Below are 25,029 nucleotides of genomic sequence, written 5' to 3' on the forward strand. Positions count from 1 at the left end.
AGCCCGCCTCGCGGGCGGGCGGGCCGGTCACGGCACGACGGTGACCGGCCAGCGGCCCGCCTTCACCAGGCGGACGGCCACCGAGCCGACGAAGCGGTGGCCCGCCGACTCCGAGGCGCCCACCACCACGGCGTCCGCCGTCAGCTCCTCCGCCGCCTGGACCAGGCCCGCGTAGGCATCGCCCTTGAACGTGTGGAACTCCCAGCGCACCTGCCAGAGGTCCTTCACCCGCTCCGCGGAGGTCCGGATCTCCTCGACGATGCCCTCCGCGATCTCCTCCGTCACCCCGGCCACCGGCGCGCCGAGGGCCGCGCCCGCCGGGATCACCGGCTGCACGTACACGAGCGCGAGCAGCGCGTTCTGGCGCCGGGCGAGCCCGGCCGCGTACGCCGCGGCACGCAGGGAGGAGGCGGAGCCGTCGATCCCCGCCATGATCACTTTCGGGCCGTCGGTGCCGCGTTCGAACCGGTCGGGCTGTTGTTCGCTCACCCTTCGAGGCTATCGGCTCATCGGGTGTTTTCGGACGGGCGGCCGGTGTCGCGGAGCCGCGCGGACCCTCGCCCGTACGAACCATTGGTCATGAAAAAGGATCAGATGCTCACGGGGCGGCGCGGGGTGCTGCGCCTCGCCGCCGCCCTCGGGGCCACCGTCACCGTCGGAGCACTCGCGGCGGACCGGTTCGCCGCGCCCGAGACGCCCGCCGCCGCCCCCACTCCCCGGGGCACGTCCGGCGCGGGGCACGTGGGCCCCGCCGCGGGGCCGCAGGCCTCCCGTCCGCGCCCGTCCGCGTATAGGCTCCAGCCCATGACCGCGTATGCGCCCCCGGCCTTCCGGCGCGCGATGCCGCCCGTGCGGCAGCGGCCCTTCCTCAGCATGTCCGGGGTGGGCCGCTCGATGGTGCTGACCTTCGACGACGGTCCCGACCCCCGGTACACCCCCGGCATCCTGGAGACCCTGCGCCACTACGACTGCCGGGCGATGTTCTTCGTCTGCGGCGAGATGGCCGTGGAGAACCAGGACCTGCTGCGGGAGATGGACGCGGACGGCCACGTCGTCGGCAACCACACCTGGACCCACCCCCTCGTCCCCAAACTGCGGCCCTCCCGGATCCGCGACGAGCTCGGCTCCACCAGCGAGGTCATCGAGAAGACCCTGGGGACGCCCCCGCTCTGGTACCGGGCGCCCTACGGGGCCTGGAACCGGCTCTCCTTCGAGATCGGCGCCGAACTCGGCATGGAGCCGCTCGCCTGGACCGTCGACACCCTGGACTGGAAGGAACCCGGCACCGACTCCATCGTCCGCCGCGTCCTCGACGGAGCCGCACCCGGCGTCGTCGTCCTCTCCCACGACGCCGGCGGCAACCGCTCCCAGAGCGTGGCCGCGCTCCGCCGCTATCTGCCCGAACTCCTCGACGCCGGCTACCACATCACCGTCCCCCGGCGCTGAACCGCGTCCGCACGCCGACCGCCCGGACGCGGCGGAAGGGCCCCGGCACCTCGGGTGCCGGGGCCCTACGCGTGCGTGCGGCCGGACAGGTCCTAGCGCGAGCCGACCATGCGCGCGTAGACGACGACGTTCCCGTCGTAGCCACGCGCGCGCGTGTACCCGCCGCCGCAGGTGATCACCCGCAGCTCCGGCTCGCCGTTGTCGGCGTAGACCTGCACGCCGGGGAAGTTGTCCTTGGCGTACACCTCGACGCCGTAGATCTCGAAGACGGCGACCCGGCCGTCGTACCGCTCGACCTCGATGTGCTGGCCCTTCTGGAGGGAGCCCAGGCCGTAGAAGACCGCCGGGCCCTTCGTGTTGTCGACGTGGCCGACGAGGACGGAGGTGCCGCGCATGCCGGGGGCGATGCCGTTCTGGTACCAGCCGGCGAGGTTGGGGTCCTCCGGGGGCGGGGCCGCCACCCAGCCGTCCGCGTCCAGGCCCACGTCCATGATGGGGGCCGCCACCTGGATCGCCGGGATCTTGACCCGGGACGCCGGGGCGTAGGGCAGCGTCTCCAGATCGGTGCTCGCGGCGGGCGGCGGGGCGACCGGACGCGCCACCGGCCGGGCCGCCGCCGCGGGTTGCGGAGGCCCGAGGGGGACGTCCACCCCGTTGCGCATCATCGCGAGTCCGGACAGCATGGCGAGGGCCAGGACGCCCCAGGGTTGGCGTCTCCTGCGCTCGAAGACGCGGAAGTCCTTCGGGGGCATGGTTCTCCCTTCTCGGCGTCGTCAGAACGGTAAGGGCGGTCGCGCGGGCCGTCGCGCCGGACGGCGCGAACGGGTGGGGGCCGCCGCCGGACGGGTGTCCGGGCCCCGGCGCACGCGCCTTCGCCCGCCGTGCGCCGCGGTCGCGCACCCCGGCGCAGGCGGGTGACAGCCGGACTGACCCATCCGAGTAATCGTCAGATAAGCACCCCAGAAGGCTGTGACCTGCGCTTCCGGCGCCTCAGGGGGTCCCGTCCCCGGCGTGTCGCCTCACCGGGGTGGCCCAGCGCCGACATGCACGGCTCGCACCGGCTTGTGATGGTTCGTCATGGAAGGCGTACTCGTCGAATCTCCCGGAGCACCGCTTTGGGGCGTCTTCCACAGGAGGTTCAACCATGCGTGCTGCACGCACTCTGGCGGTGACGGCGACCGCGCTCGCGGCGCTCGGACTCGCGGCCCCCCTCGCCACCGCCACCAACGGGCCCAGCAGCGTGACGGTCAACTCTTTCCAGACCGAGCGGGGCGGAGACAACTCCAACGGCGTCACCGTGTCCCCCTTCGCGGTCCACCAGGGCGCGCTCCTCACGATCACCGTCCGGGGCTGCGCCGGTGGCACGGTCACGTCCAACGCCTTCGCGACGGCCACGCTCCCCGCCGCCGTCAACGGCGTGTCCACCGTCACCGTCCGCATCTTCAACAACGCCACGCCCGGCCAGTACAACCTGGCCGTCCAGTGCAACGGCCGTACGCTCACCCAGTCGTTCCGGGTCCTCGCCGGCCAGGGCGCGCAGGGTGGCCTCGGCGGCTCGATGGCCCCGAGCTCCACGGAGATGGCCGTCGGCGGTTCGCTCGTCGCGGCGGCCGCGCTCGGCGGCGGACTCTTCATCGCCCGCCGTCGGCGCCTGACCGGCGCAGGGGTCTGACCGGCCGAACCTCCCGGTCGGCCCGCTGTGCCCGTCGCCCCCGAGTCCCGGCCGGGATCCGGGGGCGACGGGCGTCCGGGGACGCCGTGCACCGCTCCGGGCCATGACGCCCGCTCAGTGACGCCGGGCGGCGCGGGAGCGGCGGCGGATCACCACGTAGGCGGTGCCGCCGACCGCGGCCAGGGTCAGCGCCCCGCCGGCGGCGATTTCGGTGGAGGTGGGGGCCATCGAGCCGCCGAGACCGCCCATGACCCCGCGCGGGGGAGTGGGGCGCGGGGGAGTGAGGATCGTGGCGCTGATGGTCGGGGTGGCGGTGGGGGTGCCGCTGATCGTCAGGGCGACGGTGTCCTGCACGCCACCCGTGCAGTTGAAGAGCACCGTGTACACGGCGCCGCGCTTGGCGTCCGCGTCCACGGTGGCGGACGCCGTCGCACCCGGTGCGATGGTGACGGTGTCGAAGATGCCGGCCGAAGCCGTCGCCGTACTGGCGCAGCCGGGGGCGCTCAGCGTCAGCCGGCCGCCCGGGGCGACGACCGAGGGCGACACGACGAAATCGCCCGGTGCCTTGGCCCCGGGTGCCCGCGGGTTCGTCGCGGGAGCACCGTCCGCCGCGAGGGCGGCGGGGGCGGCCAGGGCGATGGCGGCCGCCCCCAGCAGGGCAGTGGATGCGGCACGTATCGCGCGCATGGTGAATCCTCCGGGTTTCGAGGGACAGCCGCGGGAGGGGGTTCCCGCGAAGGACCGTGCCCCTCGATGCCCGAAACGCTAGGAGCGCATTACCACAGCCGCGATCCCAGACGTGCGAATGGGGCATCCATGTCCCCCGGACGGCCCACTCGCACGGCTCGGCTCACCGGGTGATCTGCGGGAACAGATCGGTGAACGGCGCGGCGGTGGCCGAGATGCCCCGGCCGAACGGCGCGTCGAAGTCCCAGATGAGGAACAGCAGGAAGGCGATCAGCACGCTGAAGAGCCCGGCGAGCAGCAGCTCCCGGCCCGTTCTGCGGATCTGCAGGGTGAAGATGAGGCCGACCGTCACCAGGGCCCCGATGATCAGGCCGAACCAGACCACCCCCGGCATCGTCTCCCCCGCGCTCTGCCCGCGTGCGTTCCGGGCGTCGTCGGCGACGCCGACCTGGTCCACGAGGGGCTGGTACGCCTGGCCCTCGAAGTCGTTGGCCGGCTGGTAGTCGGTGACGCTGCGCCGCACCTTCTCCAGGAGCGCGGTGCCCTCGTCGCTGAGCTCGCCGTGCTCGGACATGTACGTCCACTCGTCGTGGACCACGTACGAGACGTACGCGTCGACGTCGGCGCGGATCCTGGAGCGGACGTCCTGCGGGTACACCTCGACGCGCGCCGAGATCTCGTGCATCGCCTGGGCCTCCTGCCGCACGGTCTCCTGGGCGGCCCCCCGGGCCTCCCAGACGCCGGCGATGGCCAGACCGAGGACGATCGCGTAGATCACGCCGATCATCATCGTCATGTACTCGATGACGTCCGGGGTCTCGCTGGGATCGTCGTCCTCGGGGATCCGGCGGTTGTTGATGACGACGATGGTGAGCACGACGGCGCAGGCGGCGGCCATCGCGATGGAGAGAACAAGCCATTCGGACATGGATTCCTCCGGCGGGATTCAGAGGGTCGGTGGATGGGGAGGACGGCGCGTCACTTGGAACGGGGGCGCAGGATCGCCGTCGCGAGGACGGCGGGGGCGGTGATCATCAGCGTCGCGGTGACGACGGAGGTGCCCCCCTGCTTCTTGGTGTGCGTCGCCGGGCGGTAGCTGGGCAGCGCCACGGGGGTGGGGGACGGCGGCCGCACGGTGGGCGGCGGCGTCGGGGACGGCGGAGGCGGTGGAGCGGGCGCGGGCTCCGGCGGCCTCGTGCTCGGAGGCGCGGGGGACGGCGGCTCCGGACGGGGCGCGGGTTCGGGCGGCAGGGGCTTCGGCGTGGGCCGGGGCTTCGGCGCGGGCGGCCGGGGCGGCTCCGGTTTCGGGGGCGGCGTCGGGGACGGGGAGGGCTTCGGCGGTTCGGGCGTCGGGGTCGGGGTCGGCGTCGGGGTGGGGGAGGGCGTGGGTGTGGGCGGGGGGCACGGCGGGGGTGGCTCGGGGTGGCAGGGCTTCGGGTGGTGGTGATGCTCGTGCCCCTTGCCCTTTCCGTTGCCGTGGTGCTCGTGGCCCTTGCCCTTGCTGTGGCCCTCGCCCTTGCCGTGGCCCTTCCCGCCGCCGTTCCCGCCCTTCCCGTTCCCGTCCTTACCGTGGTCGTCGTCGTTCCCGTGGTCGTCGCCGTCGTGGCGGCCGTCACCGGCGACCGCCACCGCGACGAGTACGCCGCCCGAGTCGGTCGAGGCGTAGGCGCAGGCGTCGGCGGCGGCGGGCACCGGCGCGGCGAGCAGCCACACGAGCCCGAGGGCCGCCAGCGGCCGCGCGAGGAATGATCCATACAGAGACACGCCGTCGAGCTTGATCACAGACGCGGCGCGCCGGGGTGGAATCGGCCGGGATTCGCCAGATGGAGGGGATCTCCGGATGTGCAGGTTTGACGTTTCGCCGGGTGTCGGAGGCGGATTCGGAGCAATGCCCGGTATTGCCGGGCGGGTTGATTCCGGACGGGTGGCCGACACGGCCCGTTCAGGCCTCCGGGGGAAGAACTGTCCGGTTGTCGCCCTGTCGGACGGGACGGCCGACAGGGCATCCTGCACCGGCGACCGGGGCCGGAGGGCGGCAACAGCCGAGGTGCGGACGGGACCTGGGGCCCCGTCGGGCGCGTCCGGCACCGTCCCCGGAGCCGACGCACGATCATATGCACGTGAATTTGCACAGCCTGAAGGCGTGAAGTCTGCGTTCCACGAGCACGTGCCAATGGCGTGTGACCAAGAACGGACCGCGAATTTCCGTTTCTACTCGCTCTCTCGGCGGGTGATCAGTAGCCTCACCTCGAACACCGGCCGCGAACACCTGGCCGCATCCCCCATGGCGACTTGTTGGAGACATTGATGGAGCGTCCCGCCTGGGCTCCGCCCGGTATCGACATTTCGGTACCGAGTGTGTCCCGTATGTACGACTTCTATCTGGGCGGCTCGCACAATTTCGAAGTGGACCGGGAAGCGGCGCGCAAGGCCATGGAGTTCATGCCTGGCCTGCCCAAGGTCATGCAGGCGAACCGTGCCTTCATGCGGCGCGCCGTCCGCCACGCCGTCGACAACGGCATCACCCAGTTCCTCGACATCGGCTCCGGCATACCCACCTTCGGCAACGTGCACGAGGTCGCCCGGGCCGCCGACCCCGCCGCCCGGGTCGTCTACGTCGACCACGACCCCGTCGCCGTGGCCCACAGCCGCGCCGTCCTGGAGGGAGACGACGGCGCGGCCGTCGTCTCCGCCGACCTGCGCAAGCCGGCCGACATCCTGTACAGCCCCGAGGTGACCCGACTCCTCGACCTGGACCGGCCGGTGGCCCTGCTCCTCGTCGCCGTCCTGCACTTCCTGGAGGACCAGGACGGCCCGTACGAGGCCGTCGCCGAACTCGTCGAGGCCCTCGCCCCCGGCAGCCTCGTCGTCCTCACGCACGCCTCGTACGAGGGCATCCCGCTCTCCGAGGAGACGGCCGGCGGCACCGTCGGGGTCTACCGCAACATCCGCAACCCCCTGGTGATGCGGTCCAGCGGCGAGATCACCCGCTTCTTCGAGGGCACCGAACTGATCGAGCCCGGACTCGTCCCCATGCCGCTCTGGCGGCCGGACAGTCCGGCCGAGGAGGAGGATCCGTACGCCTTCTCCGGGTTCGCAGGGGTGGGGCGCAAGGCGTGAAGGTCCCGTCGCAGCCGTCCGGCGCCGTCGCCGAAGCCGACGGCCCGGAGGACAGACTCAGGCGGTTCGTCACGATCTGGAGCCGGGCGATCTTCCCCGTCACCGCCACCTCGCTGACCCGCGCCGAGTTCGAGGGGCACCTGCTGCCGCTGGCCCGCACCCTGTGCGACGCCCTGCACGCCCGGCCCTTCGACACGGCACCGGCCCAGCGCACCGGCGCGGCCCTCGTCGACGCCCACTGCACCGACCCGGACGCCCTCGGCCGCAGCCTCGGCGTCGTCGACTCGTACCTGGTGCTCTACTGCGGTACGGAGTCGGACCTCGCAGCCGAGGAACTGCGCGCCCGCTGCGCCCGGCTCCAGCACGCCATGGCCACCGGCTACGCGCAGGCCCTGCGCGAGCGGACCCGCGCCGAGCAGGAGGCCATCGCCCGCTCCGCGCTCGCCGCCCGCAGCGCCGCCGAGATCGCCCTGCACGCCACCGAGAGCCGCTTCCGCGCGGTCTTCGACGGGGCGGCGATCGGCATCGGCATCGCCGACCTCGACGGCAACGTCCTGGAGGTCAACGAGACCCTCACCCGCATGTTCGGCGGGATGGAGGGCCAGGTGCGCAGCCGGAAGGTCAGCGAGTGGGTGCACCCGGAGGACGGGCCCCACGTCTGGAAGCTGTACGAGGAACTGGTCCGCGGCGAGCGCGAGCACTACCGCGTCGAGAAGCCGTACTACCGCGGTGACGGAACGGTTCTGTGGACCAACCTCACCGTCTCGCTCCTCCGTGACGCCGACGGCAACCCCCAGTACCAGCTGGCCCTCATGGAGGACACCACCGAACGGCGCCTGCTCCACCTGCGCCTGCGGTACGAGGCCACCCACGACGCGCTCACCGGACTGCCCAACCGGACCCTGTTCTTCGAACGCCTGGAGAAGGCCCTCGCTCCCGGCGACAACGCCCGCTTCGGCCTCTGCTACCTCGACCTCGACGGCTTCAAGGTCATCAACGACAGCCTCGGCCACTCCACCGGGGACCGGCTGCTCGTCGAGGTCGCCGACCGGCTCCAGACCTGCGTCACCGGGGCGGGCGAGATGGTCGCCCGGCTCGGCGGCGACGAGTTCGTCGCCCTCACCACCGCCCCCGACGGCCAGCGGGACGTCACCGAACTCGCCGACCGCATCCTCGCCGCCCTCGCCACCCCCCTCCGCATCGACGGCCGCGAACTCACCGTGCGCGGCAGCCTCGGCGTCGTCGAGGGCCCGGCGGGGGAGCGGACCCCGGCCGAGGTGCTCCGCAGCGCGGACATCACCATGTACCGGGCCAAGTCGGCGGGCGGCAACCGCTTCGAACTCGCCGACCCGGAGGCCGACGCCCGCGCCATCACCCGGCACGGGCTCACCACGGCCCTGCCGACCGCCCTGGAGCGCGGCGAGTTCTTCATCGAGTACCAGCCGCTCGTCCACCTCGGCGACGGCAGCGTGCACGGTGCGGAGGCCCTCGTCCGCTGGTGCCACCCGCAGCACGGGGTGCTCGGCCCGGACCGCTTCATCCCGCTCGCCGAGGACACCGGGCTCATCGTGCCGCTCGGCCGCTGGGTGCTCCAGGAGGCCGTCCGCCAGGCCCGCTTCTGGCAGGCCCGGCACTCCGACGGTGGGCCGCTGCGGATCAACGTCAACCTCTCCCCGACGCAGCTCCACCACCCGCGGCTGGTCGCCGACACGGTCGACGTCCTGGAGCGCTCCGGCCTGGAGCCGGGCGCACTGTGCCTGGAGGTGACGGAGTCGGCCCTGATCGGCGCCGACGAGGACCTGCTGAAGCCGCTGCGGCAGCTCGCCGAGATGGGCGTCGACATTGCCCTCGACGACTTCGGCACGGGCTACTCGAACCTGGCGAACCTGCGGCGGCTCCCCGTGAGCGTCCTCAAGCTCGACCGGTCCTTCACCCGGGGCATGCAGCAGCACCCGGTGGACCCGGTCGACCTCAAGATCGTCGAGGGGATCGTCTCGCTGGCCCACAGCCTGGAACTCGCGGTCACGGTCGAGGGCGTGGAGACGGGCGCCCAGGCCCGCCAGCTCCGGGAGCTGGGCTGCGACACGGCCCAGGGCTGGTACTACGCCCGCCCCGGCGCCCCGGACCGCATCCACTCGTTGCTCCTGGCGGACGCGGTGTAGGCCCGGGCCCGGGGAGGAAACCGCCGCCCCGCCGCCGAGTGGGCCCGCACCTGGCTGGGCCTCCGCCCCGCCCGTGCGGGGCAGCGCCCGCTGCCGTGTGGGCCCGCACCCGTGCTGGGCGGTGCCTTCGCCGCCCCCCCCGTGTGGGCAATCGTCCCGCAGGGCGGGACGGGTGGGCACACGGGACGGCGCCCCTAGCGGCGCCTCCGCGTTCCGCGCCTGGACCCGCACCACCAGCGCGGCTCGCACCCGGTGCGGGTTCAGGCGCGGGGGCCTCTGGCGCCGGCAGGGCGCGGGTCCGTTGTGCCCACCCGTTCCGCCCCAGCGGAACGATTGCCCACAACGGCGGGGCGCAGGCCCACAACGGGGGGCGGGCGTCAGAGCGTGGCCAGCGTCAGGACGATGGTGTCGGCGCTGGTGGCGACCGAGACGGAGGTCTTGCCCGAGGTGGCGGTGAAGACGCCGGCGATGTCCACCACCGTGTACTGGGCGCCCTCAAGGGCCTTGCGGTACTCGGCGAGGGCGGCCTTCGGGTCCTGGGTCTTGAAGGTCAGGACGTACGCGCCCTTGCTGCCGGTCACGCCGGTCAGCTCCCCGGAGGGCAGCGGCAGGCCGGCGGGCAGGTCGTCCGGCTTCTTCACGCCGCCGGTGGAGGGCGCGTCGGAGGTGGGGGAGTCCGTGGCGCCGTCGGCCGGGGCCTGGGTGGTGGTGGCAGTGGCGGTGGCGCCGGCCTTGGCGTCCGTGCCGTCGGACCCGCAGGCGGTCAGTCCGAGTACGGCGACGGCGGCGACGGCGACGAGCGAAGTGGTGCGCTTCCAGGGCATGGTGACGTCCCATCAGTGAGGGTGGGTGAGGTCGTGCCTTCCGACGGGGAGATTGACATATGAAAACTTCCTTTGAGAAGTGTCAATTCGGAGGCCTAGCGTCCTTCCCATGGACGCGACCGCCATCGCCCGCAACCAGGAACTCCAGCGCCAGTGGTACGGGGCTCCGCTCGGCGAGCTGTGCCGGGACCTCTGCGACCGCTTCGGAATGACCCAGTCCGGGCTCGCCGAGACCCTGGGGATCTCACCCGCCATGCTCAGCCTCGTCATGCGGGGCCGGCGCGCCCGGATCGCCAACCCCGACGCGGCGGCCCGCCTCTCGGCCGTCCTCCACCTCGCCCAGGAGGTCCGCGCCGGCACCGTACCGGCCGGGGAGGCGTCCCGGGCCCTCGCCGAGATCCTCCGCGTCTGCGGCGCGGGCCGCACGGACGAGGCCGTCGCCCTGGTGCGCACCCTCGGCCGGTGACGGCAGGCCGCGTCACACGCCCCGGCGTCCGCGTCTCTCGCCCGGTGACGGCGGCCCCGTCACACGCCCCGACGCCCGCGCCCCCGACCGGTGACGGCGGCCCCGTCACACGCCCCGGCGGGAAGCCATGAGCAGCCTCTGGAGCTCCCTCGCAGCCCTCGGCGGCGCCACGTCGCTGCGGTGCGCCAGTGCGATCGTCCGCCGCAGCCCCGGCCGGGCCAGGGCCGTCACCCGCAGGTCCCGGCCCGCGCGCGCCGCCACCATCGCCGGGACGACCGCGAGCCCGAGCCCGGCCCGTACGAAACCGAGCACCGCGTCCAGCTCCCCGCCCTCCACCGTGAACGTGGGCTCGAAGCCCTCCGCCCGGCAGGCCGCCACGGTCAGTTCCCGCAGGTCGTAGCCGTGCCGGAACATCACGAGCGGCTGGTCCCGCAGGTCCTTGATCCGCACCGGCCGGCGCGGGGCCGGCTCCGAGGCGGCGGAGACCACCACCAGGTCCTCGCGGAGCAGCTCGACCGTCGTCAGGGCGGGGGAGGGGGAGGGGAGGGGGAGGACGACCAGGGCCAGGTCGAGCGCCCCGCGCGCCAGCTCCCGTACGAGGTCGTGCGAGCCGCCCTCCTCGATCAGGAGCTCGATCCCCGGGTGCAGGTCGTGGAAGGCCCGCAGCACGTCCGGCAGGAGCCCCGTGCACAGGCTCGGCGTCGCGCCGAGCCGCACCCGGCCCCGCTTGAGCTGGGCCAGCTCCTGCACCTCCAGGCGGGCCGTCTCCGTGTCGGCGAGGATCCGCCGCGCGAGCGGCAGCAGGGCCTCGCCCGCGTCGGTGAGGGTGATGTTCCCCCGGGCGCGGCTGAACAGCTCCGCGCCCAGCTCCTGTTCCAGGGCCTTGATCTGCTGGGAGAGCGAGGGCTGCGAGACGTGCACGCGCTCGGCGGCCCGGGTGAAGTGCCGGGTCTCGGCCACGGCGACGAAGTAGTGGAGCTGCTGGAACTGCATGCTCCCAGCGTAGGGGATGTGGATAGGAACAGCCTATGGAGATCAGCCGGACCATGTCTTGGACCTCTCGGGCCCTTCGGCCCTAGCGTCGAGGACATGGCTCTGGCACCCACGAGGGGGCGGACGACCTCCCGCCCGCCGTCCCCCACACCCTCCCGCGGCTTCTGGTCGTCGACGATCGGCAAGAAGACGGTCATGGCCGTCAGCGGGCTCATCATGCTCGGCTATCTCGTCGCCCACGTCGCCGGCAACCTCAAGGTCTTCTTCGGCCCCGAGGAGTTCAACGCCTACGGCCACTGGCTGCGCGTCATGGGCGCCCCCGTCCTGCACCACCACTGGGCCCTCTGGCTGGTCAGGATCGTGCTCCTCGCCGCCGTCGCCGCCCACGCCGTCTCCGCGTACCAGCTCAGCCGGCGCGACCTGAAGGCCCGCCCCACCGCGTACGTCCACCGCCGCAAGCGCGCCTCGTACGCCACCCGCACCATGCGCTGGGGCGGGATCATCCTCGGCCTCTTCATCGTCTGGCACCTCCTCGACCTGACCACCGGCACCGTCCACCCCGGCGGCTTCGAGGAGGGCAAGCCCTACCAGAACGTCGTCGACACCTTCTCCACCTGGTACGGCGACATCGTCTACATCACCGCCATGCTCGCCCTCGGCCTCCACGTCCGCCACGGCTTCTGGAGCGCCGCCCAGACCCTGGGCCTCGGCAACGCCCGCCGCGAACGCGCCCTGAAGTTCCTGGCCAACGCCCTCGCGCTCGTCCTGACCGCGGGCTTCGTCTCCGTCCCCGTCGCCGTCATGACCGGAGTGGTGAGCTGACATGAGCTACCTCGACTACACGACCGGTGAGCCGATCACCGACACCAAGGCTCCCGCCGGGCCCATCGCCGAACGCTGGGACACCCGCCGCTTCCAGGCCAAGCTGGTCAACCCCGCCAACCGCCGCAAGCACCGGATCATCGTCGTCGGCACCGGCCTCGCCGGCGGCTCCGCCGGCGCCACCCTCGCCGAACAGGGCTACCACGTCGTCCAGTTCTGCTTCCAGGACTCCCCGCGCCGCGCCCACTCCATCGCCGCCCAGGGCGGCATCAACGCCGCCAAGAACTACCGCAACGACGGCGACTCCATCCACCGCCTCTTCTACGACACCGTCAAGGGCGGCGACTTCCGGGCCCGCGAGTCCAACGTCCACCGCCTCGCCCAGATCTCCGTCGAGATCATCGACCAGTGCGTCGCCCAGGGCGTCCCCTTCGCCCGCGAGTACGGCGGCCTCCTCGACACCCGCTCCTTCGGCGGCGTCCAGGTCTCCCGCACCTTCTACGCCCGCGGCCAGACCGGGCAGCAGCTCCTCCTCGGCGCCTACCAGGCACTGTCCCGGCAGATCGCCGCCGGCAACGTCGAGATGCACCCCCGTACGGAGATGCTCGACCTGATCGTCGTCGACGGCCGGGCCCGCGGCATCGTCGCCCGCGACCTGATCACGGGCGAGGTCTCCACCCACTACGCGGACGCCGTCGTCCTCGCCAGCGGCGGCTACGGCAACGTCTTCTACCTGTCGACGAACGCCATGAACTCCAACGCCACCGCCGTCTGGCGGGCCCACCGGCGCGGCGCGTACTTCGCCAACCCCTGCTTCACCCAGATCCACCCCACCTGCATCCCGCGCACCGGCGACCACCAGTCCAAGCTGACCCTGATGAGCGAGTCGCTCCGCAACGACGGCCGCATCTGGGTCCCCAAGGCCAAGGGCGACACACGGCCCGCCGCCGAGATCCCCGAGGACGAGCGCGACTACTACCTGGAGCGGATCTACCCCTCCTTCGGCAACCTCGTCCCCCGTGACATCGCCTCCCGGGCCGCGAAGAACGTCTGCGACGAGGGCAGGGGCGTCGGCCCCGGCGGACAGGGCGTGTACCTGGACTTCGCCGACGCGATCCGCCGGATGGGCCGCGCCGCGGTCGAGGCGAAGTACGGCAACCTCTTCGACATGTACGCGCGGATCACCGCGGAGGACCCGTACGAGGTCCCCATGCGGATCTACCCCGCCGTCCACTACACGATGGGCGGACTCTGGGTCGACTACGACCTCCAGACCACCGTCCCCGGCCTCTTCGCCATCGGCGAGGCCAACTTCTCCGACCACGGGGCCAACCGGCTCGGCGCCTCCGCGCTGATGCAGGGCCTGGCGGACGGCTACTTCGTCCTCCCCGCCACCATCAACGACTACCTGGCCCGCCACCCGTCGAGCGAACCCGTCACCGACGACCACCCGGCGGTCCGCGAGGTCCTCGCCGAGACCGAGGACCGCCTCCACCTCCTCCTCTCCGTCGACGGCGACCGCACCCCCGACTCCTTCCACCGCGAACTCGGCGAACTCATGTGGGAGTACTGCGGCATGGCCCGCACCGAGGAGGGCCTGCGGAAGGCGCTCGCCCGTATCCCGCTGCTCCGGGAGGAGTTCTGGCAGCGGATCAAGGTCCCCGGCACCGGCGAGGAGTTCAACCAGTCCCTGGAGAAGGCCAACCGGATCGTCGACTACCTGGAGCTCGCCGAGCTCATGTGCCTCGACGCCCTCCACCGCGCCGAGTCCTGCGGCGGCCACTTCCGGGAGGAGTCCCAGACCCCGGACGGCGAAGCCGCCCGCCGCGACGAGGAGTTCGCGTACGCGGCGGCCTGGGAGTTCACGGGCTCCGCCCCCGTCCTCCACCGGGAGGACCTCACCTTCGACTACGTCCACCCCACCCAGCGGAGCTACGCATGAGGCTCAACCTGCGCGTCTGGCGCCAGAAGAACGGCGGCGCCGAGGGCGCCATGGCCACCTACGCGGTGGACGGCATCTCGCCCGACATGTCCTTCCTCGAAATGCTCGACACCCTCAACGAGGACCTCATCCTGCGCGGCGAGGACCCCGTGGCCTTCGACCACGACTGCCGCGAGGGCATCTGCGGCGCGTGCAGCCTCGTCATCAACGGCGACGCGCACGGGCCGGAGCGCACGACCACCTGCCAGCTGCACATGCGCTCCTTCCGGGACGGCGACACCATCGACGTCGAACCGTGGCGCGCGTCCGCGTTCCCGGTGGTCAAGGACCTGGTCGTCGACCGCTCCGCCTTCGACCGCGTCATCCAGGCCGGCGGCTACATCACGGCCCCCACGGGCGCGGCCCCCGAGGCCCACGCCACCCCGGTCCCGAAGGCCGACGCGGACTCGGCCTTCGAGCACGCCGAATGCATCGGCTGCGGGGCGTGCGTGGCGGCCTGCCCGAACGGCTCGGCGATGCTCTTCACCTCCGCCAAGATCAACCACCTGAACGTCCTGCCCCAGGGCTCCCCGGAACGCGAGACCCGGGTCCTCGACATGGTGGCCCAGATGGACGCGGAGGGCTTCGGCGGCTGCACCCTGACGGGCGAATGCGCGACGGCCTGCCCGAAGGGCATTCCGCTGCCGTCGATCGCGGCGATGAACAGGGAGTGGCTGCGGGCGCGGAGGAAGGTGAAGGGGTAGGGCCGTCAGGCGGGGGTGGCGTAGGGGTCGACGGACGCCCAGCCCGTCATGGCCCGGGCGTACACGACCCCGCCCGCGACGATCAATGGAGCGTCCGTGCCGCCCGACTGCGAGACCGGCGCCGGCAGCAGGAATCGGCTCACCACAGCGTGCTGTGTGAGGTCGACGACCGCCCCGCTGTCGCCGCAGACCACGTAGGCGCGCTGTCCGGTCACGACCGGCGCCGGGGCGAGGTTGTTGCAGCCGAATTCCAGGTCGGCCGTCCACAGGACGGTGCCCTGGCCCTGCACGTTGAACTCCCCGAAGGTGTTGACCCCGGCCGGGGTCGCGAGCACGCCGTACGCGTTTCGCTCGTTGGTTGTCAGGGCGGCGATGGCCTGGTTCGGCAGGTCCAGGTAGGCAGAAGGCGTTCCGAACAGTTGCATGATGTATCCGGGGCCGGGCGAAGCGCGGCAGATGATGAGCCCCGCCCCCTCGGCGGGGTACGGCGGTGCCAACGCGAGGCTCCACGGCGTGCACGACCGGGCGAGCTTCGTCTGCTGGACGTCGGCGCCGTCCGAGGCACGCAGGCTGATGACACGGCCTCCGTCTGGTGAGTCGGTCCGACCGGCCAGCACGTGGACCAGCTTGCCGGTGACGCGAACGCGCGGATAGGCGAGGCCCTGAGCGATGCCGGGCCGTCGCCAGCGCACCCTGCCGTCCGCCCTGTTCACCGCCAGCACCGTGCCGTCCTGAGCCGTTCCGTAGAAGGCCCGGCCGTCGCTGGTGAGATTGAGGACGGCGTCCTCGTCCTGCAGGTTCCATAGGACGTGGCCGTCGGAGAGGGCGAGGGCCCGGAACCCGCCAGTGGTCGAGACGGCGATGGTCGTGCCGGCGACGGCCGGTGTGCCGTCGGTCTCCACACCGGCCCTGACCGACCAGATCGTCCTCCCCGTGGCCGCGTCGATGCGGACGACGTCCGTGCCGCTTCCCGCGGACGCCGGGGCCGTACAGACCAGGGACGCGTCGACGAAGACGCATGGTCCCCGGGTGGAGCCCGTGGTCCAACGCTGCCAGCCCTTGGGGCGGCGGGCGGGCGAGTCCGCGTAGGCGTCGGAGTTGCCGGAGTCGCCTCCGCTCACCGGTCTGTACGGGGTGGCGGCGGCGAGGGTGGCGGCGTCGGGCACCTTCGTCCGGGGCGCCTGCGAGGAGGGCGTGACCGGGGCCGAGGGGCCGTTCGCCTTCGGGGCCTGCGGCGAGGCGTCGTCCCGCCACACCACATAGGTCCCCGTCCCCGCCACCAACGCCACCGCAGTCGCCAGGGCCACCAGGAGCGGGCGGCGGGGCCGGTGGCGCGTGGCGGGAGCCGGGGAAGCGGAGCCCGGCACCGTGGGAACGCCCGGCCGAGCGCCCCACTCCTCCTCCGGGGCCTTCCGGAACGCCGCCAGCAGATCCTCCGGCCCCGGCCGTTCCCTCGGCTCCTTCGACAGGCACCACTGGACGATCTCCCGTACCGTCCCCGAGAGTTCCGCCACCGCCGGTGGTTCGTGGACCACGTTGTACGCCGTCATGTACGGGCTCCCCGCGTCGAACGGGCCGCGACCCGTCGTCGCGTACACGAGCACCGCGCCCAGCGAGAAGACGTCCGACGCCGCCGTCACCCGGTGCGGGGTCGAGAGCTGTTCCGGGGACATGTACGGGGGCGTGCCGAGGATGCGGCCGGTGACCGTCAGCGTCTGGTGGTCGGGCGCGCGGGAGATGCCGAAGTCGATGACCCGGGGGCCGTCCTCCGTGAGCAGGACGTTGTCGGGCTTGAGGTCGCGGTGGATCACCCGCACCTGGTGCAGCTCACGGAGCGCCTCCACGAGCCCCACCGCCAGGGCGCGCAACTCGGCCCCGGACAGCGGGCCTTCGGATTCGACCCGGTCCCGGAGGGTGCGCCCGGGGACGTACGTCGTCGCCATCCACGGCCGCTCGGCATCCGGGTCCGCGTCGACCACGGGGGCGGTGAACGCGCCGCTGACCCGGCGCGCCGCCCGTACCTCCTGGCGGAAGCGCGTACGGAACTCCGCGTCCGCGGCGAACTGTTCGTGCACGATCTTCAGCGCCACCGGCCGCCCCGACTCGGCCCGGGCCAGGAAGACCGTGCCCATGCCGCCGGAGCCCAGCCGGTCCAGGAGTACGTAACCGCCGATCTCGCGCGGATCGTTGTCCCGCAGTGCCACGTCGTCCCCGTCCCCCCGGCTCGTGTGCCGGAGAGCGTACCGGGTCAGCCGTACAGCGATCTGGCCAGGTACGGGGCCGTCCGGCTCTCCCGGGACGCGGCCACCTCGGCGGGCGGTCCGGCGGCGACCACGCGGCCGCCCTGGTCGCTGCCGCCGGGGCCGAGGTCGACGACCCAGTCGGCGGTGGCGACGACGTCCATGTCGTGCTCGACGACGACCACCGAGTGCCCGGCGTCCACGAGGCCGTGGAGCTGGCGCATCAGGACCTCGACGTCGGCCGGGTGCAGGCCGGTGGTCGGCTCGTCCAGGACGTAGAGGGTGTGGGCGCGGCGCGGCCGCTGGAGTTCGGAGGCGAGTTTGATGCGCTGCGCCTCGCCGCCGGAGAGTTCGGTGGCCGGCTGGCCGAGGCGGAGGTAGCCGAGGCCGACGTCGAGGAGGGTGCGCAGGCTGCGGGCCGCCGCGGGGGTGTCGGCGAAGAAGTCGGCCGCCGACTCGACGGTCAGGTCGAGGACTTCGGCGATCGTGAGGCCCCGGAGGCGTACCTCCAGGGTCTCGGGGTTGTAGCGGGCGCCGTGGCAGTCGGGGCAGGGGGCGTACGTACTGGGCAGGAAGAGGAGTTCCACCGAGACGAAGCCCTCGCCCTGGCAGGTCTCGCAGCGGCCGCCGGGCACGTTGAAGGAGAAGCGGCCCGCCTTGTACCCGCGCGCCCCGGCCTCCTCGGTCTCCGTGAAGAGCTTGCGCACGACGTCGAAGAGGCCGGTGTACGTGGCCAGGTTGGAGCGCGGGGTACGGCCGATCGGGCGTTGATCCACCGTCACCAGGCGCCCCACCCCGGGGAGTTCCTCGGTCAGCGCGTCGACGAGCGTCGACTTCCCGGAGCCCGAGACGCCCGTCACGGCGGTGAGGACGCCGACCGGGAAGGCCGTGTCCACCGCCCGCAGGTTGTGCCGGGTGACCGGTCCCGGCCGCAGCCAGCCCGCCGGTTCCCGCACCGTCCGCGCGGGCGCGGGCGCCCGGTCGAAGAGGAACCGCCGGGTCGCGGACGCCTCGACACCGGCCAGCTCGTCCGGCGGGCCGCTGTGCAGCACCCGCCCGCCGTGCACGCCGGCGCGCGGGCCGACGTCCACGAGCCAGTCGGCGTGCCGGACGACGTCGAGGTGGTGCTCGACGACGAAGACCGAGTTCCCGGCGGCCTTGAGCCGGTCGAGGACCACGAGCAGGGCCTCGGTGTCGGCCGGGTGCAGCCCGGCGGACGGCTCGTCGAGGACGTACACCACGCCGAAGAGGCCGGAGCGCAGCTGGGTGGCGAGCCGCAGCCGCTGCAGCTCGCCGTTGGAGAGGGTGGGGGTGGCGCGGTCCAGGCTGAGGTAGCCGAGGCCGAGTTCGGTGACCGTGCCGATCCGGGCGACGAGGTCCTCGGTGAGGACCCGCGCCGTCTCCGAGGGCTGCGCCGCCGTCGCCACGGCCGTCGAGAGCAGACCGGCCAGAGATGTGAGGGGCAGGGCGGCGAGCTCGGCGACGTTCCGGCCGGCGAAGGTGACCGCGAGGGCCTCGGGCCGCAGCCGGCCGCCGCCGCACGCCGGGCAGGGCGAACTGGTGAGGAAGCGCTCCGCCTTGGTGCGCAGGGACGTGCTCTTCGAGTCGGAGAAGGTACGCATCACATAGCGGCGCGCGCTCATGTACGTGCCCTGGTACGGGCGTTGGATGCGGTCCGCCTCCCGCACCGGGTGCACGGTGACGACCGGCTGCTCGTCCGTGAAGAGGATCCACTCCCGGTCCTTCGCGTCGAGCTCCCGCCACGGCCGGTCGACGTCGTATCCGAGGGTGCCGAGGACGTCCCGCAGGTTCTTCCCCTGCCAGGCGCCCGGCCAGGCGGCGATCGCACCCTCGCGGATCGACAGGTCCGGGTCGGGTACGAGGAGTTCCTCGCTGGTGTCGTGGATCAGCCCGAGGCCGTGGCACGAAGGGCACGCGCCCGCCGCCGTGTTGGGGGAGAAGGCGTCGGAGTCGAGCCTCTCCGCGCCCTCGGGATAGTCCCCGGCCCGTGAGAACAGCATCCGCAGGGAGTTGGAGAGGGTGGTCACCGTACCGACGGAGGAGCGGGCGTTCGGCGAGGACCGGCGCTGCTCCAGGGAGACCGCGGGCGGCAGCCCGGTGATCTCGCCGACCGCGGGCGCCCCCACCTGGTGGATCAGCCGCCGCGCGTACGGGGCCACCGACTCGAAGTAGCGGCGCTGGGCCTCGGCGTAGATCGTCCCGAAGGCCAGCGACGACTTGCCGGAGCCGGAGACCCCGGTGAACACGACGAGCGCGTCGCGCGGGATGTCGACGTCGACCCCGGCGAGGTTGTGCTCGCGGGCGCCTCGGACGCGGACGTACGGATCATGGGGCGTGTCGTGCATGCGGCGACCTTATCGAATGGTGCGCGTTTGCCCCGTTCGGTCCCCGGTCGACCCTGGGGCCTGTCCGGCGGATCAGGGCCGGACAGGCCCTGGAGCGCGCGCCGACGTGAGCCGACCGGTGCGCTGATGCCCGGGCGGGGACCCATGGGACATGGCCCGGCACCCGGCTCAGGTTCCGGGGAGGATGCGACGCGTCTCGTAGGCCCACATCGCGATCTCGACCCGGTTCCGGGCGCCGAGTTTGGCCATCAGGCTGGCCAGATGCGTCTTCACCGTGCTGAGGCTGATGTGCAGTGCATCGGCGATCTCGGTGTTGGTCAGCCCGCGGGCGACGGCGAGGAGCACCTGCTCCTCGCGGACGGTGACGGGGGAGACCGGCTGGGCCACGGGCCGCCCGGCGGGCAGGTCCGCGAACGCCTGGAGCAGACGGACGGTGACGCTGGGCGCGATGAGCGCCTCACCGTCGGACGCCGACCGTACGGCCTGGGCCAGAAGGTCCGGTCCCGTGTCCTTGAGGAGGAATCCGCGGGCGCCGGCACGCAGCGCGCCGTAGACGTACTCGTCGAGGTCGAACGTGGTGATGACGACCACGGCCAGCGGGTCGGCGACGCCCGGGCCGGCGACCGACCGGGTGGCCTCGAGTCCGTCGAGTACGGGCATGCGGATGTCGAACAGGCAGACGTCGGGGCGCAGTTCGCGGGCCAGACGTACCGCTTCCCGTCCGTCGGCGGCCTCGCCGACCACCTCGATGCCGGGCTGGGCGTTCAGAATGATCCGCAGCCCGGTGCGGATGATCGTCTGGTCGTCAGCGACGAGGACGCGAATGGGCACCGCTCTCGCTCCTCGCTCTCGGCAGTTCGGCTTCGACGTGCCAGCCCCGGTCGGTACCGGGGCCGGCTCGTAGTGTGCCGCCGAGCAGGGTCGCGCGCTCGCGCAGTCCGGTAAGTCCGTATCCGTCGCGGCCCCGGCCGGTGCGCCGGCCGTTGTCGCGCACGCTCACGCGTACCGTGTGCCGTTCCGCGGTGACCCGGACGACGAGCTCGGTCGCGTCGACCGCATGGCGCAGCGCGTTGGTCACCGACTCCTGCACGATCCGGTAGACGGCCGCGTCCACGGCCGGGGGCAGCGCGTCCAGTTCGCCGTCGAGCCCCAGGTCGACCCTGAGGCGACCACCCGGGGTGCGCACCAGGCGCTCCAGATCCGCGACTCCGGCGGGGGGCGCCAGCTCGGCGCCGACCCCGCGGTCGCGCAGCGCGGCGACCATGGCGCGCATTTCCTCCAGCGTGCGCGCCCCTTCCTCCTCGACCCCCTCCAGCGCCTCGACGGCGGCGGACGGGTCGATGCCCGCGAGCACCCGGCCCGCCTGGGCGATGATCACCATGGCCGACACGTGGTGGGCCACCGTGTCGTGCAGTTCCCGGGCGAGCTGCTCGCGCTCGCGGGAGCGCACCTGCTCCAACTGCCGCTCGCGAGCGGTCCCCCGGAACCGCACGGCGGCCCCGACCACACCGGGCAGCAGCAGGAAGGCGAGGCCCACGACGTTCTCGAGGAACGGGGTCTCGTCCATGACGGAACACAGCACGCCGGCCGCGAGGATCACCGCACCGCCCAGCACGATCTCGCGTCCCGATCCCCACCGGGGCAGCGCGTACACCAGCACGAGCACGACCCCGCTGGTGTACAGGCCGACGGGCTCGCGCGGTACGACGACGAGCGAGACCACCGGAAGCAGGACCACCGAGCCGAACGCCAGCGTCACCATCGCCAGCGGGCGGGTCCGGCGCCACAGGAGCAGCAGGCACAGCCACACGGCGCACACCACCGCCACCGGCCGCCACGCGACGTCCTCGCGCAGGGTGGCCTCCAGCACCACACCGGCAAGGCCCGCGGCGAGCAGCGCCCAGTCCCGCCACACCCGGACGGGGGCGTCGGGCGGCCGGGGTTCGGTCCACAGGGTTCGCAGGTCGTCTCGGAGCACGGTTCTCAGCCTAGGGGCCGCGGCGTGCCGCGCATCGGCCGAAAGTACGGGTCGTCACTCCGCCCCGGGGCCGACGGATCCGCGGCCCGCGGGCCGATGCCGCGGAGCGCCGTGGCGACGACCCTCGGCATCGGCGGCCGTACAAGGACGGCCGACGAGGTGGTTGGAGGAACCGATGCTCTCGAAAGCCCTGTTGCGCCTGGGCACAAGCGCCGCCCGTCATCCCTGGCGGGTGATCGCGGCATGGCTGATCGCCGCCGCGCTCGTCGTCCTCGCCGCCGTCGCCTTCGGCGGGCGGACCGCGGACTCGATGACCGCTCCGGGACTGGACTCCCAGCGGGCCGCGGAACTGATCGAGCGGGCAGGCACCGGCCAGGAGGGGATGACCGCCCAAGTGGTCGTCACCCCCTTCGACGACGGTGCGACGTTCTTCGACGACGACGGCGCGCGCACCGCTCTCACGCGGCTGCGGACCGAGGTGGAGCGGCTGCCGCACGTGCTCGGCACGAGCGACCCGGCGGGTGCGCTCGACGCGGGCGGGGACACCGCCGTGCGCGGCGGCCTCGTCTCGGCCGACGGGCGGATCGCGGTCGTCCGGGTGCAGTACCCCGACCAGAGCCGGCTGTCGGCCGAAGACCTCGACGCCCTCGTCGAACTCGGCGGCCGGCTGCGCGCCGAACTGCCCCTGCGCATCGAGATGGGCGGGAACCTCTTCTACGTCTTCTCCGACCCCGACGGCGGCGTGAGCGAGCTGATCGGCCTCCTCGCCGCGGCCGCGATCCTGTTCCTGTCGTTCGGTTCGCTCGTCGCCGCCGCGCTGCCGATCGGCATGGCGGTCTTCGGGCTGACCGTCGGGGTCGCCACGATGACGGTACTCGCGGGCGTGACGGACGTCCCGACCTTCGCACCGGTCCTGGGCAGCATGGTCGGGCTCGGAGTGGGCATCGACTACGCGCTGTTCGTGCTCGCCAGACACCGGGAGTACCTCGCGCGCGGGCTCGATCCCCGCGAGGCGGCCGGACGGGCGGTGGCAACGGCGGGGCGGCCGGTGGTCTTCGCCGGCGGCACCGTCGTCGTGTCGATCCTCGGCCTGGCGGTCGCGAACGTGCCGTTCATGACGGTGGGCGGGTTCGCCGTCTCGATCGTCGTCCTGACCATGGTGCTCGCATCGGTGACGCTGCTTCCGGCCTTCCTCGGCGCCGCGGGCCCGCGCCTGGCCCGGGCCGGCCGGATCGGCCGGGCACTTCGGGCGGGGCGCCTGGTCCGATTCGGACGGCGGCGGGACACGGAGGCGGGCGCCGTCCCCGCCGCCGGGTGGCGCCGCTGGATCGGGCACGTCAGCCGGCACCCGGTGCCGTACGCGGTCGGCGCGGCGGGGCTGCTGCTGACCGCGACGCTGCCCGTGCTCGGCCTGCGCGTCGGCCTGCCCGACGACGGCTCGCTGCCCCACAGCCGTACCGAGCGCCGGGCCTACGACCTCGTCGCCGAGGGGTTCGGCCCGGGCACCAACGGTCCCCTCGTCATCGCCGCGGACCCCGCCGGTGATCCGGGCGTGCTGGACCGACTCGTCGGGGCGGTCGCGGCGGATCCGGGCATCGCATCCGTCGCGCCGACGCACCTCGATCGGGCCACCGGCATCGCGACCCTCGTGGTGTTCCCGACCACCAGCCCTCAGGACGAGGCCACGGCCGACACCATCGCCCGGCTGCGCACCGACGTGCTGCCCACGGCGATCGGGCACGGCCCGGCCAGGGCCCACGTCGGCGGCGCCGCCGCGAGCCTGTCCGATGTGGGCCGACGCACCAGCCAACGCCTGCCGGTGCTCGTCGCCACCGTGCTGGGGATGTCGTTCCTGCTGCTGATGCTGGTCTTCCGCTCGGTACTCGTACCGCTCAAGGCGGTACTGCTGAACCTCCTGAGCATCGGCGCGGCCTACGGCATCATGGTCGCGGTCTTCCAGTGGGGCTGGGGAGGCGCACTCATCGGGCTGGAAGCGACGGTTCCGATCGTGTCGTTCATCCCGATGTTCCTCTTCGCGATCCTGTTCGGCCTGTCGATGGACTACGAGGTGTTCCTCCTCTCCCGCGTACGCGAGGAGTACCTGCGCACCGGCGACAACCGCACGGCGATCGTCGAGGGCATCTCGGGCACCGCCCGGATCATCACCTCGGCCGCCCTCATCATGGTGGCGGTGTTCCTGTCCTTCGCCGTCGCCGAGGACCCCTCCACCAAGATGTTCGGGCTCGGCCTGGCCACCGCGATCTTCATCGACGCCACGGTCGTACGCATGGTGCTGGTACCGGCGACCATGACACTCCTCGGCCGGACCAACTGGTGGCTGCCGAAGTGGCTGGACCGGATGCTTCCCCGCGGCCCGGTCGGCACCGACGACACCGACGCGGAATCCACGGGTGAGGCCCCGCGTCCACGGCTGGTCGACCGTTGACCGGTGGATCCCCCGTCGTCAGGCGCCCCGTGCCGTCAGGCCCACCGCCCGGGCGAGACGGCGGTACGACTCGCTCAGCGCCGCCCGATCGTACGTGCTCGTGGTGACGAGGACCTCCTGCGCCCCGGTCTCCTTCACCGCCCGCTCAAGCGCCTCGGCCACCTGCTCCTCAGTGCCGTACACGTGCCCTTCGAGCCCCGCCTCGTAGAAACCGCGCTGCTTCTCCGTCATCGACAGCCCCTCGATCCGCTCGGGCGCGGCGAGCGGCGGGAAGGTGCCGCGGGTGCGCGAGTGCGCGAGCGACCAGGCCTCCGGGATCAGCAGCCGCCGCGCCTCCGCCTCGGTGGCGGCCACCGCGACCGTCCCGGCGACGACCACGTACGGCTCGGCGGCCCACGGGGACGGTCGGAAGGCGGCGCGGTACGTGTCGACGGCCTTGAGGAGCCGGTTCCGGCCGCGCAGGTCGCCGATGACCAGGGGCAGCCCGGCCGCCGCGGCGATCCCGGCACCCTCCCCGGTCGCGAGGACGAAGGGCGGAACCCGCAGGCCCTCGGCGGGCCGGGCGTGCACCTGCGGGTGGGCCGTCTGCTCGCCGGTGAACCAGCCGAGGAGCTCGGCGAGCTGCTCCCCGAACCGGTCGGCCTCCTCCTTGGCCCGGCCGAGGGCCCGGCGGACGCCGTCCGTGAACCCCACCGAACGGCCGATCCCCATGTCGATCCGGCCGGGGAAGAGGGACTCAAGGACCCCGAACTGCTCGGCCACGACCAGCGGCCGGTGGTTCGGGAGCATCACCCCTCCCGTACCGACCCGGACCGTGGAGGTCGCGGCGGCGACGGCGGCGGCGAGGACCGTGGGCGCCGAACCGGCGACCCCGGGCACGCCGTGGTGCTCCGACACCCAGAACCGGTGGTAACCGAGGGCCTCCACCTCCCGGGCGAGGCGCACGGTGTCGCGCAGCGCCTGAGGAGCGTCCTCGCCCTCCCGGGTGCGGGAGCGGTCGAGGACGGAGAAGCGGACGCCGTCGAGGAAGGTGCTCACGGAGGGTGCAACGTGCACGGGGCCGGGAGGGATTCCCCGGCGGCCTTCCGGCGACCGGGGCGGGCTCGCCGGCCGGGGCCCCGG

21 protein-coding genes are annotated in these 25,029 nt (G+C 73.0%); 9 read left to right on the forward strand and 12 right to left on the reverse strand.

The window, feature by feature from the left end; genetic code table 11:
- Positions 1 to 27: 27 nt before the first annotated feature.
- Positions 28 to 489, reverse strand: coding sequence for a universal stress protein (locus SVTN_RS33275; RefSeq protein WP_041132416.1), 462 nt, complete (start codon positions 487 to 489; stop codon positions 28 to 30).
- 90 nt (positions 490 to 579) lie between these two features.
- Here SVTN_RS33275 and SVTN_RS33280 point away from each other — a divergent pair, with 90 nt between their 5' ends.
- A complete protein-coding gene (locus tag SVTN_RS33280; protein WP_052499434.1) occupies positions 580 to 1,446 on the forward strand; it encodes a polysaccharide deacetylase family protein in 867 nt (288 codons plus the stop codon).
- A gap of 92 nt (positions 1,447 to 1,538) precedes the next feature.
- Here SVTN_RS33280 and SVTN_RS33285 read toward each other — a convergent pair whose 3' ends face one another.
- On the reverse strand, positions 1,539 to 2,198 hold the full coding sequence (locus SVTN_RS33285; RefSeq protein WP_041132418.1) for a class F sortase: 660 nt from the start codon (positions 2,196 to 2,198) through the stop codon (positions 1,539 to 1,541).
- Between the two features lie 392 nt (positions 2,199 to 2,590).
- On the opposite strand from SVTN_RS33285, the gene SVTN_RS33290 reads away from it, so the two are divergent.
- A complete protein-coding gene (locus SVTN_RS33290; protein WP_041132419.1) occupies positions 2,591 to 3,118 on the forward strand; it encodes a hypothetical protein in 528 nt (175 codons plus the stop codon).
- A gap of 114 nt (positions 3,119 to 3,232) precedes the next feature.
- On the opposite strand, the gene SVTN_RS33295 is transcribed toward SVTN_RS33290, so the two are convergent.
- The 3 genes from SVTN_RS33295 to SVTN_RS45020 form a co-directional block, all read right to left on the reverse strand.
- The gene (locus SVTN_RS33295; protein ID WP_041132420.1) at positions 3,233 to 3,805 is read right to left on the reverse strand and encodes a hypothetical protein; all 573 of its coding nucleotides are present in this window, start codon (positions 3,803 to 3,805) and stop codon (positions 3,233 to 3,235) included.
- Between the two features lie 163 nt (positions 3,806 to 3,968).
- Positions 3,969 to 4,733 carry a bestrophin-like domain gene (locus SVTN_RS33300; protein WP_041132421.1) on the reverse strand — a complete coding sequence of 255 codons (765 nt, stop codon included), beginning with the start codon at positions 4,731 to 4,733 and terminating at the stop codon, positions 3,969 to 3,971.
- Positions 4,734 to 4,783: 50 nt separating this feature from the next.
- Positions 4,784 to 5,569: a hypothetical protein gene (locus tag SVTN_RS45020; RefSeq protein ID WP_041134503.1), complete on the reverse strand. Its 786-nt coding sequence runs from the start codon at positions 5,567 to 5,569 to the stop codon at positions 4,784 to 4,786.
- A 543-nt stretch (positions 5,570 to 6,112) separates the two neighbouring features.
- Between SVTN_RS45020 and SVTN_RS33310 the strand changes: the two genes are divergently transcribed.
- Both SVTN_RS33310 and SVTN_RS33315 read left to right on the forward strand, forming a co-directional pair.
- A complete protein-coding gene (locus SVTN_RS33310; protein WP_041132422.1) occupies positions 6,113 to 6,925 on the forward strand; it encodes an SAM-dependent methyltransferase in 813 nt (270 codons plus the stop codon).
- A complete protein-coding gene (locus SVTN_RS33315) occupies positions 6,922 to 9,087 on the forward strand; it encodes a putative bifunctional diguanylate cyclase/phosphodiesterase (protein WP_041132423.1) in 2,166 nt (721 codons plus the stop codon). The genes SVTN_RS33310 and SVTN_RS33315 overlap by 4 nt, the downstream gene beginning before the upstream one ends.
- A 377-nt stretch (positions 9,088 to 9,464) precedes the next feature.
- Here the strand turns inward: SVTN_RS33315 and SVTN_RS33320 are convergent, their stop codons facing one another.
- Complete coding sequence (locus tag SVTN_RS33320) at positions 9,465 to 9,911, reverse strand: hypothetical protein (RefSeq protein WP_041132424.1); 447 nt, start codon at positions 9,909 to 9,911, stop codon at positions 9,465 to 9,467.
- Between the two features lie 109 nt (positions 9,912 to 10,020).
- Between SVTN_RS33320 and SVTN_RS33325 the strand changes: the two genes are divergently transcribed.
- Entirely contained in the window at positions 10,021 to 10,377 is a 357-nt protein-coding gene (locus SVTN_RS33325) for a helix-turn-helix domain-containing protein (protein WP_052499436.1), read from the forward strand.
- 105 nt (positions 10,378 to 10,482) lie between these two features.
- Here SVTN_RS33325 and SVTN_RS33330 read toward each other — a convergent pair whose 3' ends face one another.
- Positions 10,483 to 11,370 carry a LysR family transcriptional regulator gene (locus SVTN_RS33330; protein ID WP_041132425.1) on the reverse strand — a complete coding sequence of 296 codons (888 nt, stop codon included), beginning with the start codon at positions 11,368 to 11,370 and terminating at the stop codon, positions 10,483 to 10,485.
- A 96-nt stretch (positions 11,371 to 11,466) separates the two neighbouring features.
- Here SVTN_RS33330 and SVTN_RS33335 point away from each other — a divergent pair, with 96 nt between their 5' ends.
- From SVTN_RS33335 to SVTN_RS33345, 3 genes are read left to right on the forward strand one after another with little or no spacing between them, the layout of a single operon-like run.
- The gene (locus tag SVTN_RS33335; protein ID WP_078908604.1) at positions 11,467 to 12,192 is read left to right on the forward strand and encodes a succinate dehydrogenase; all 726 of its coding nucleotides are present in this window, start codon (positions 11,467 to 11,469) and stop codon (positions 12,190 to 12,192) included.
- Position 12,193: 1 nt separating this feature from the next.
- A complete protein-coding gene (locus SVTN_RS33340) occupies positions 12,194 to 14,134 on the forward strand; it encodes a fumarate reductase/succinate dehydrogenase flavoprotein subunit (RefSeq protein ID WP_041132427.1) in 1,941 nt (646 codons plus the stop codon).
- Positions 14,131 to 14,877 carry a succinate dehydrogenase/fumarate reductase iron-sulfur subunit gene (locus tag SVTN_RS33345; protein ID WP_041132428.1) on the forward strand — a complete coding sequence of 249 codons (747 nt, stop codon included), beginning with the start codon at positions 14,131 to 14,133 and terminating at the stop codon, positions 14,875 to 14,877. The genes SVTN_RS33340 and SVTN_RS33345 overlap by 4 nt, the downstream gene beginning before the upstream one ends.
- A 5-nt stretch (positions 14,878 to 14,882) precedes the next feature.
- Here SVTN_RS33345 and SVTN_RS41230 read toward each other — a convergent pair whose 3' ends face one another.
- The 4 genes from SVTN_RS41230 to SVTN_RS33365 all read right to left on the reverse strand — a co-directional run bounded on the left by SVTN_RS41230 (position 14,883) and on the right by SVTN_RS33365 (position 21,461).
- Complete coding sequence (locus SVTN_RS41230; protein WP_052499437.1) at positions 14,883 to 17,081, reverse strand: protein kinase domain-containing protein; 2,199 nt, start codon at positions 17,079 to 17,081, stop codon at positions 14,883 to 14,885.
- Positions 17,082 to 17,125: 44 nt separating this feature from the next.
- On the reverse strand, positions 17,126 to 19,483 hold the full coding sequence (locus tag SVTN_RS33355; protein WP_041132429.1) for an ATP-binding cassette domain-containing protein: 2,358 nt from the start codon (positions 19,481 to 19,483) through the stop codon (positions 17,126 to 17,128).
- A 168-nt stretch (positions 19,484 to 19,651) separates the two neighbouring features.
- Positions 19,652 to 20,314, reverse strand: a complete 663-nt coding sequence (locus SVTN_RS33360; RefSeq protein WP_041132430.1) for a response regulator — start codon at positions 20,312 to 20,314, stop codon at positions 19,652 to 19,654.
- The gene (locus SVTN_RS33365) at positions 20,289 to 21,461 is read right to left on the reverse strand and encodes a sensor histidine kinase (protein WP_041132431.1); all 1,173 of its coding nucleotides are present in this window, start codon (positions 21,459 to 21,461) and stop codon (positions 20,289 to 20,291) included. Before SVTN_RS33365 ends, SVTN_RS33360 begins: the two co-directional genes overlap by 26 nt.
- 175 nt (positions 21,462 to 21,636) lie before the next feature.
- On the opposite strand from SVTN_RS33365, the gene SVTN_RS33370 reads away from it, so the two are divergent.
- Positions 21,637 to 23,907 carry an MMPL family transporter gene (locus SVTN_RS33370; protein WP_041132432.1) on the forward strand — a complete coding sequence of 757 codons (2,271 nt, stop codon included), beginning with the start codon at positions 21,637 to 21,639 and terminating at the stop codon, positions 23,905 to 23,907.
- A gap of 18 nt (positions 23,908 to 23,925) precedes the next feature.
- Here SVTN_RS33370 and SVTN_RS33375 read toward each other — a convergent pair whose 3' ends face one another.
- Positions 23,926 to 24,945 (reverse strand): MsnO8 family LLM class oxidoreductase, encoded by a 1,020-nt coding sequence (locus tag SVTN_RS33375; protein WP_041132433.1) that lies wholly within the window; start codon positions 24,943 to 24,945, stop codon positions 23,926 to 23,928.
- Positions 24,946 to 25,029: the final 84 nt, after the last annotated feature.

The organism is Streptomyces vietnamensis (assembly GCF_000830005.1).
GTDB classification, from domain to species: domain Bacteria; phylum Actinomycetota; class Actinomycetes; order Streptomycetales; family Streptomycetaceae; genus Streptomyces; species Streptomyces vietnamensis.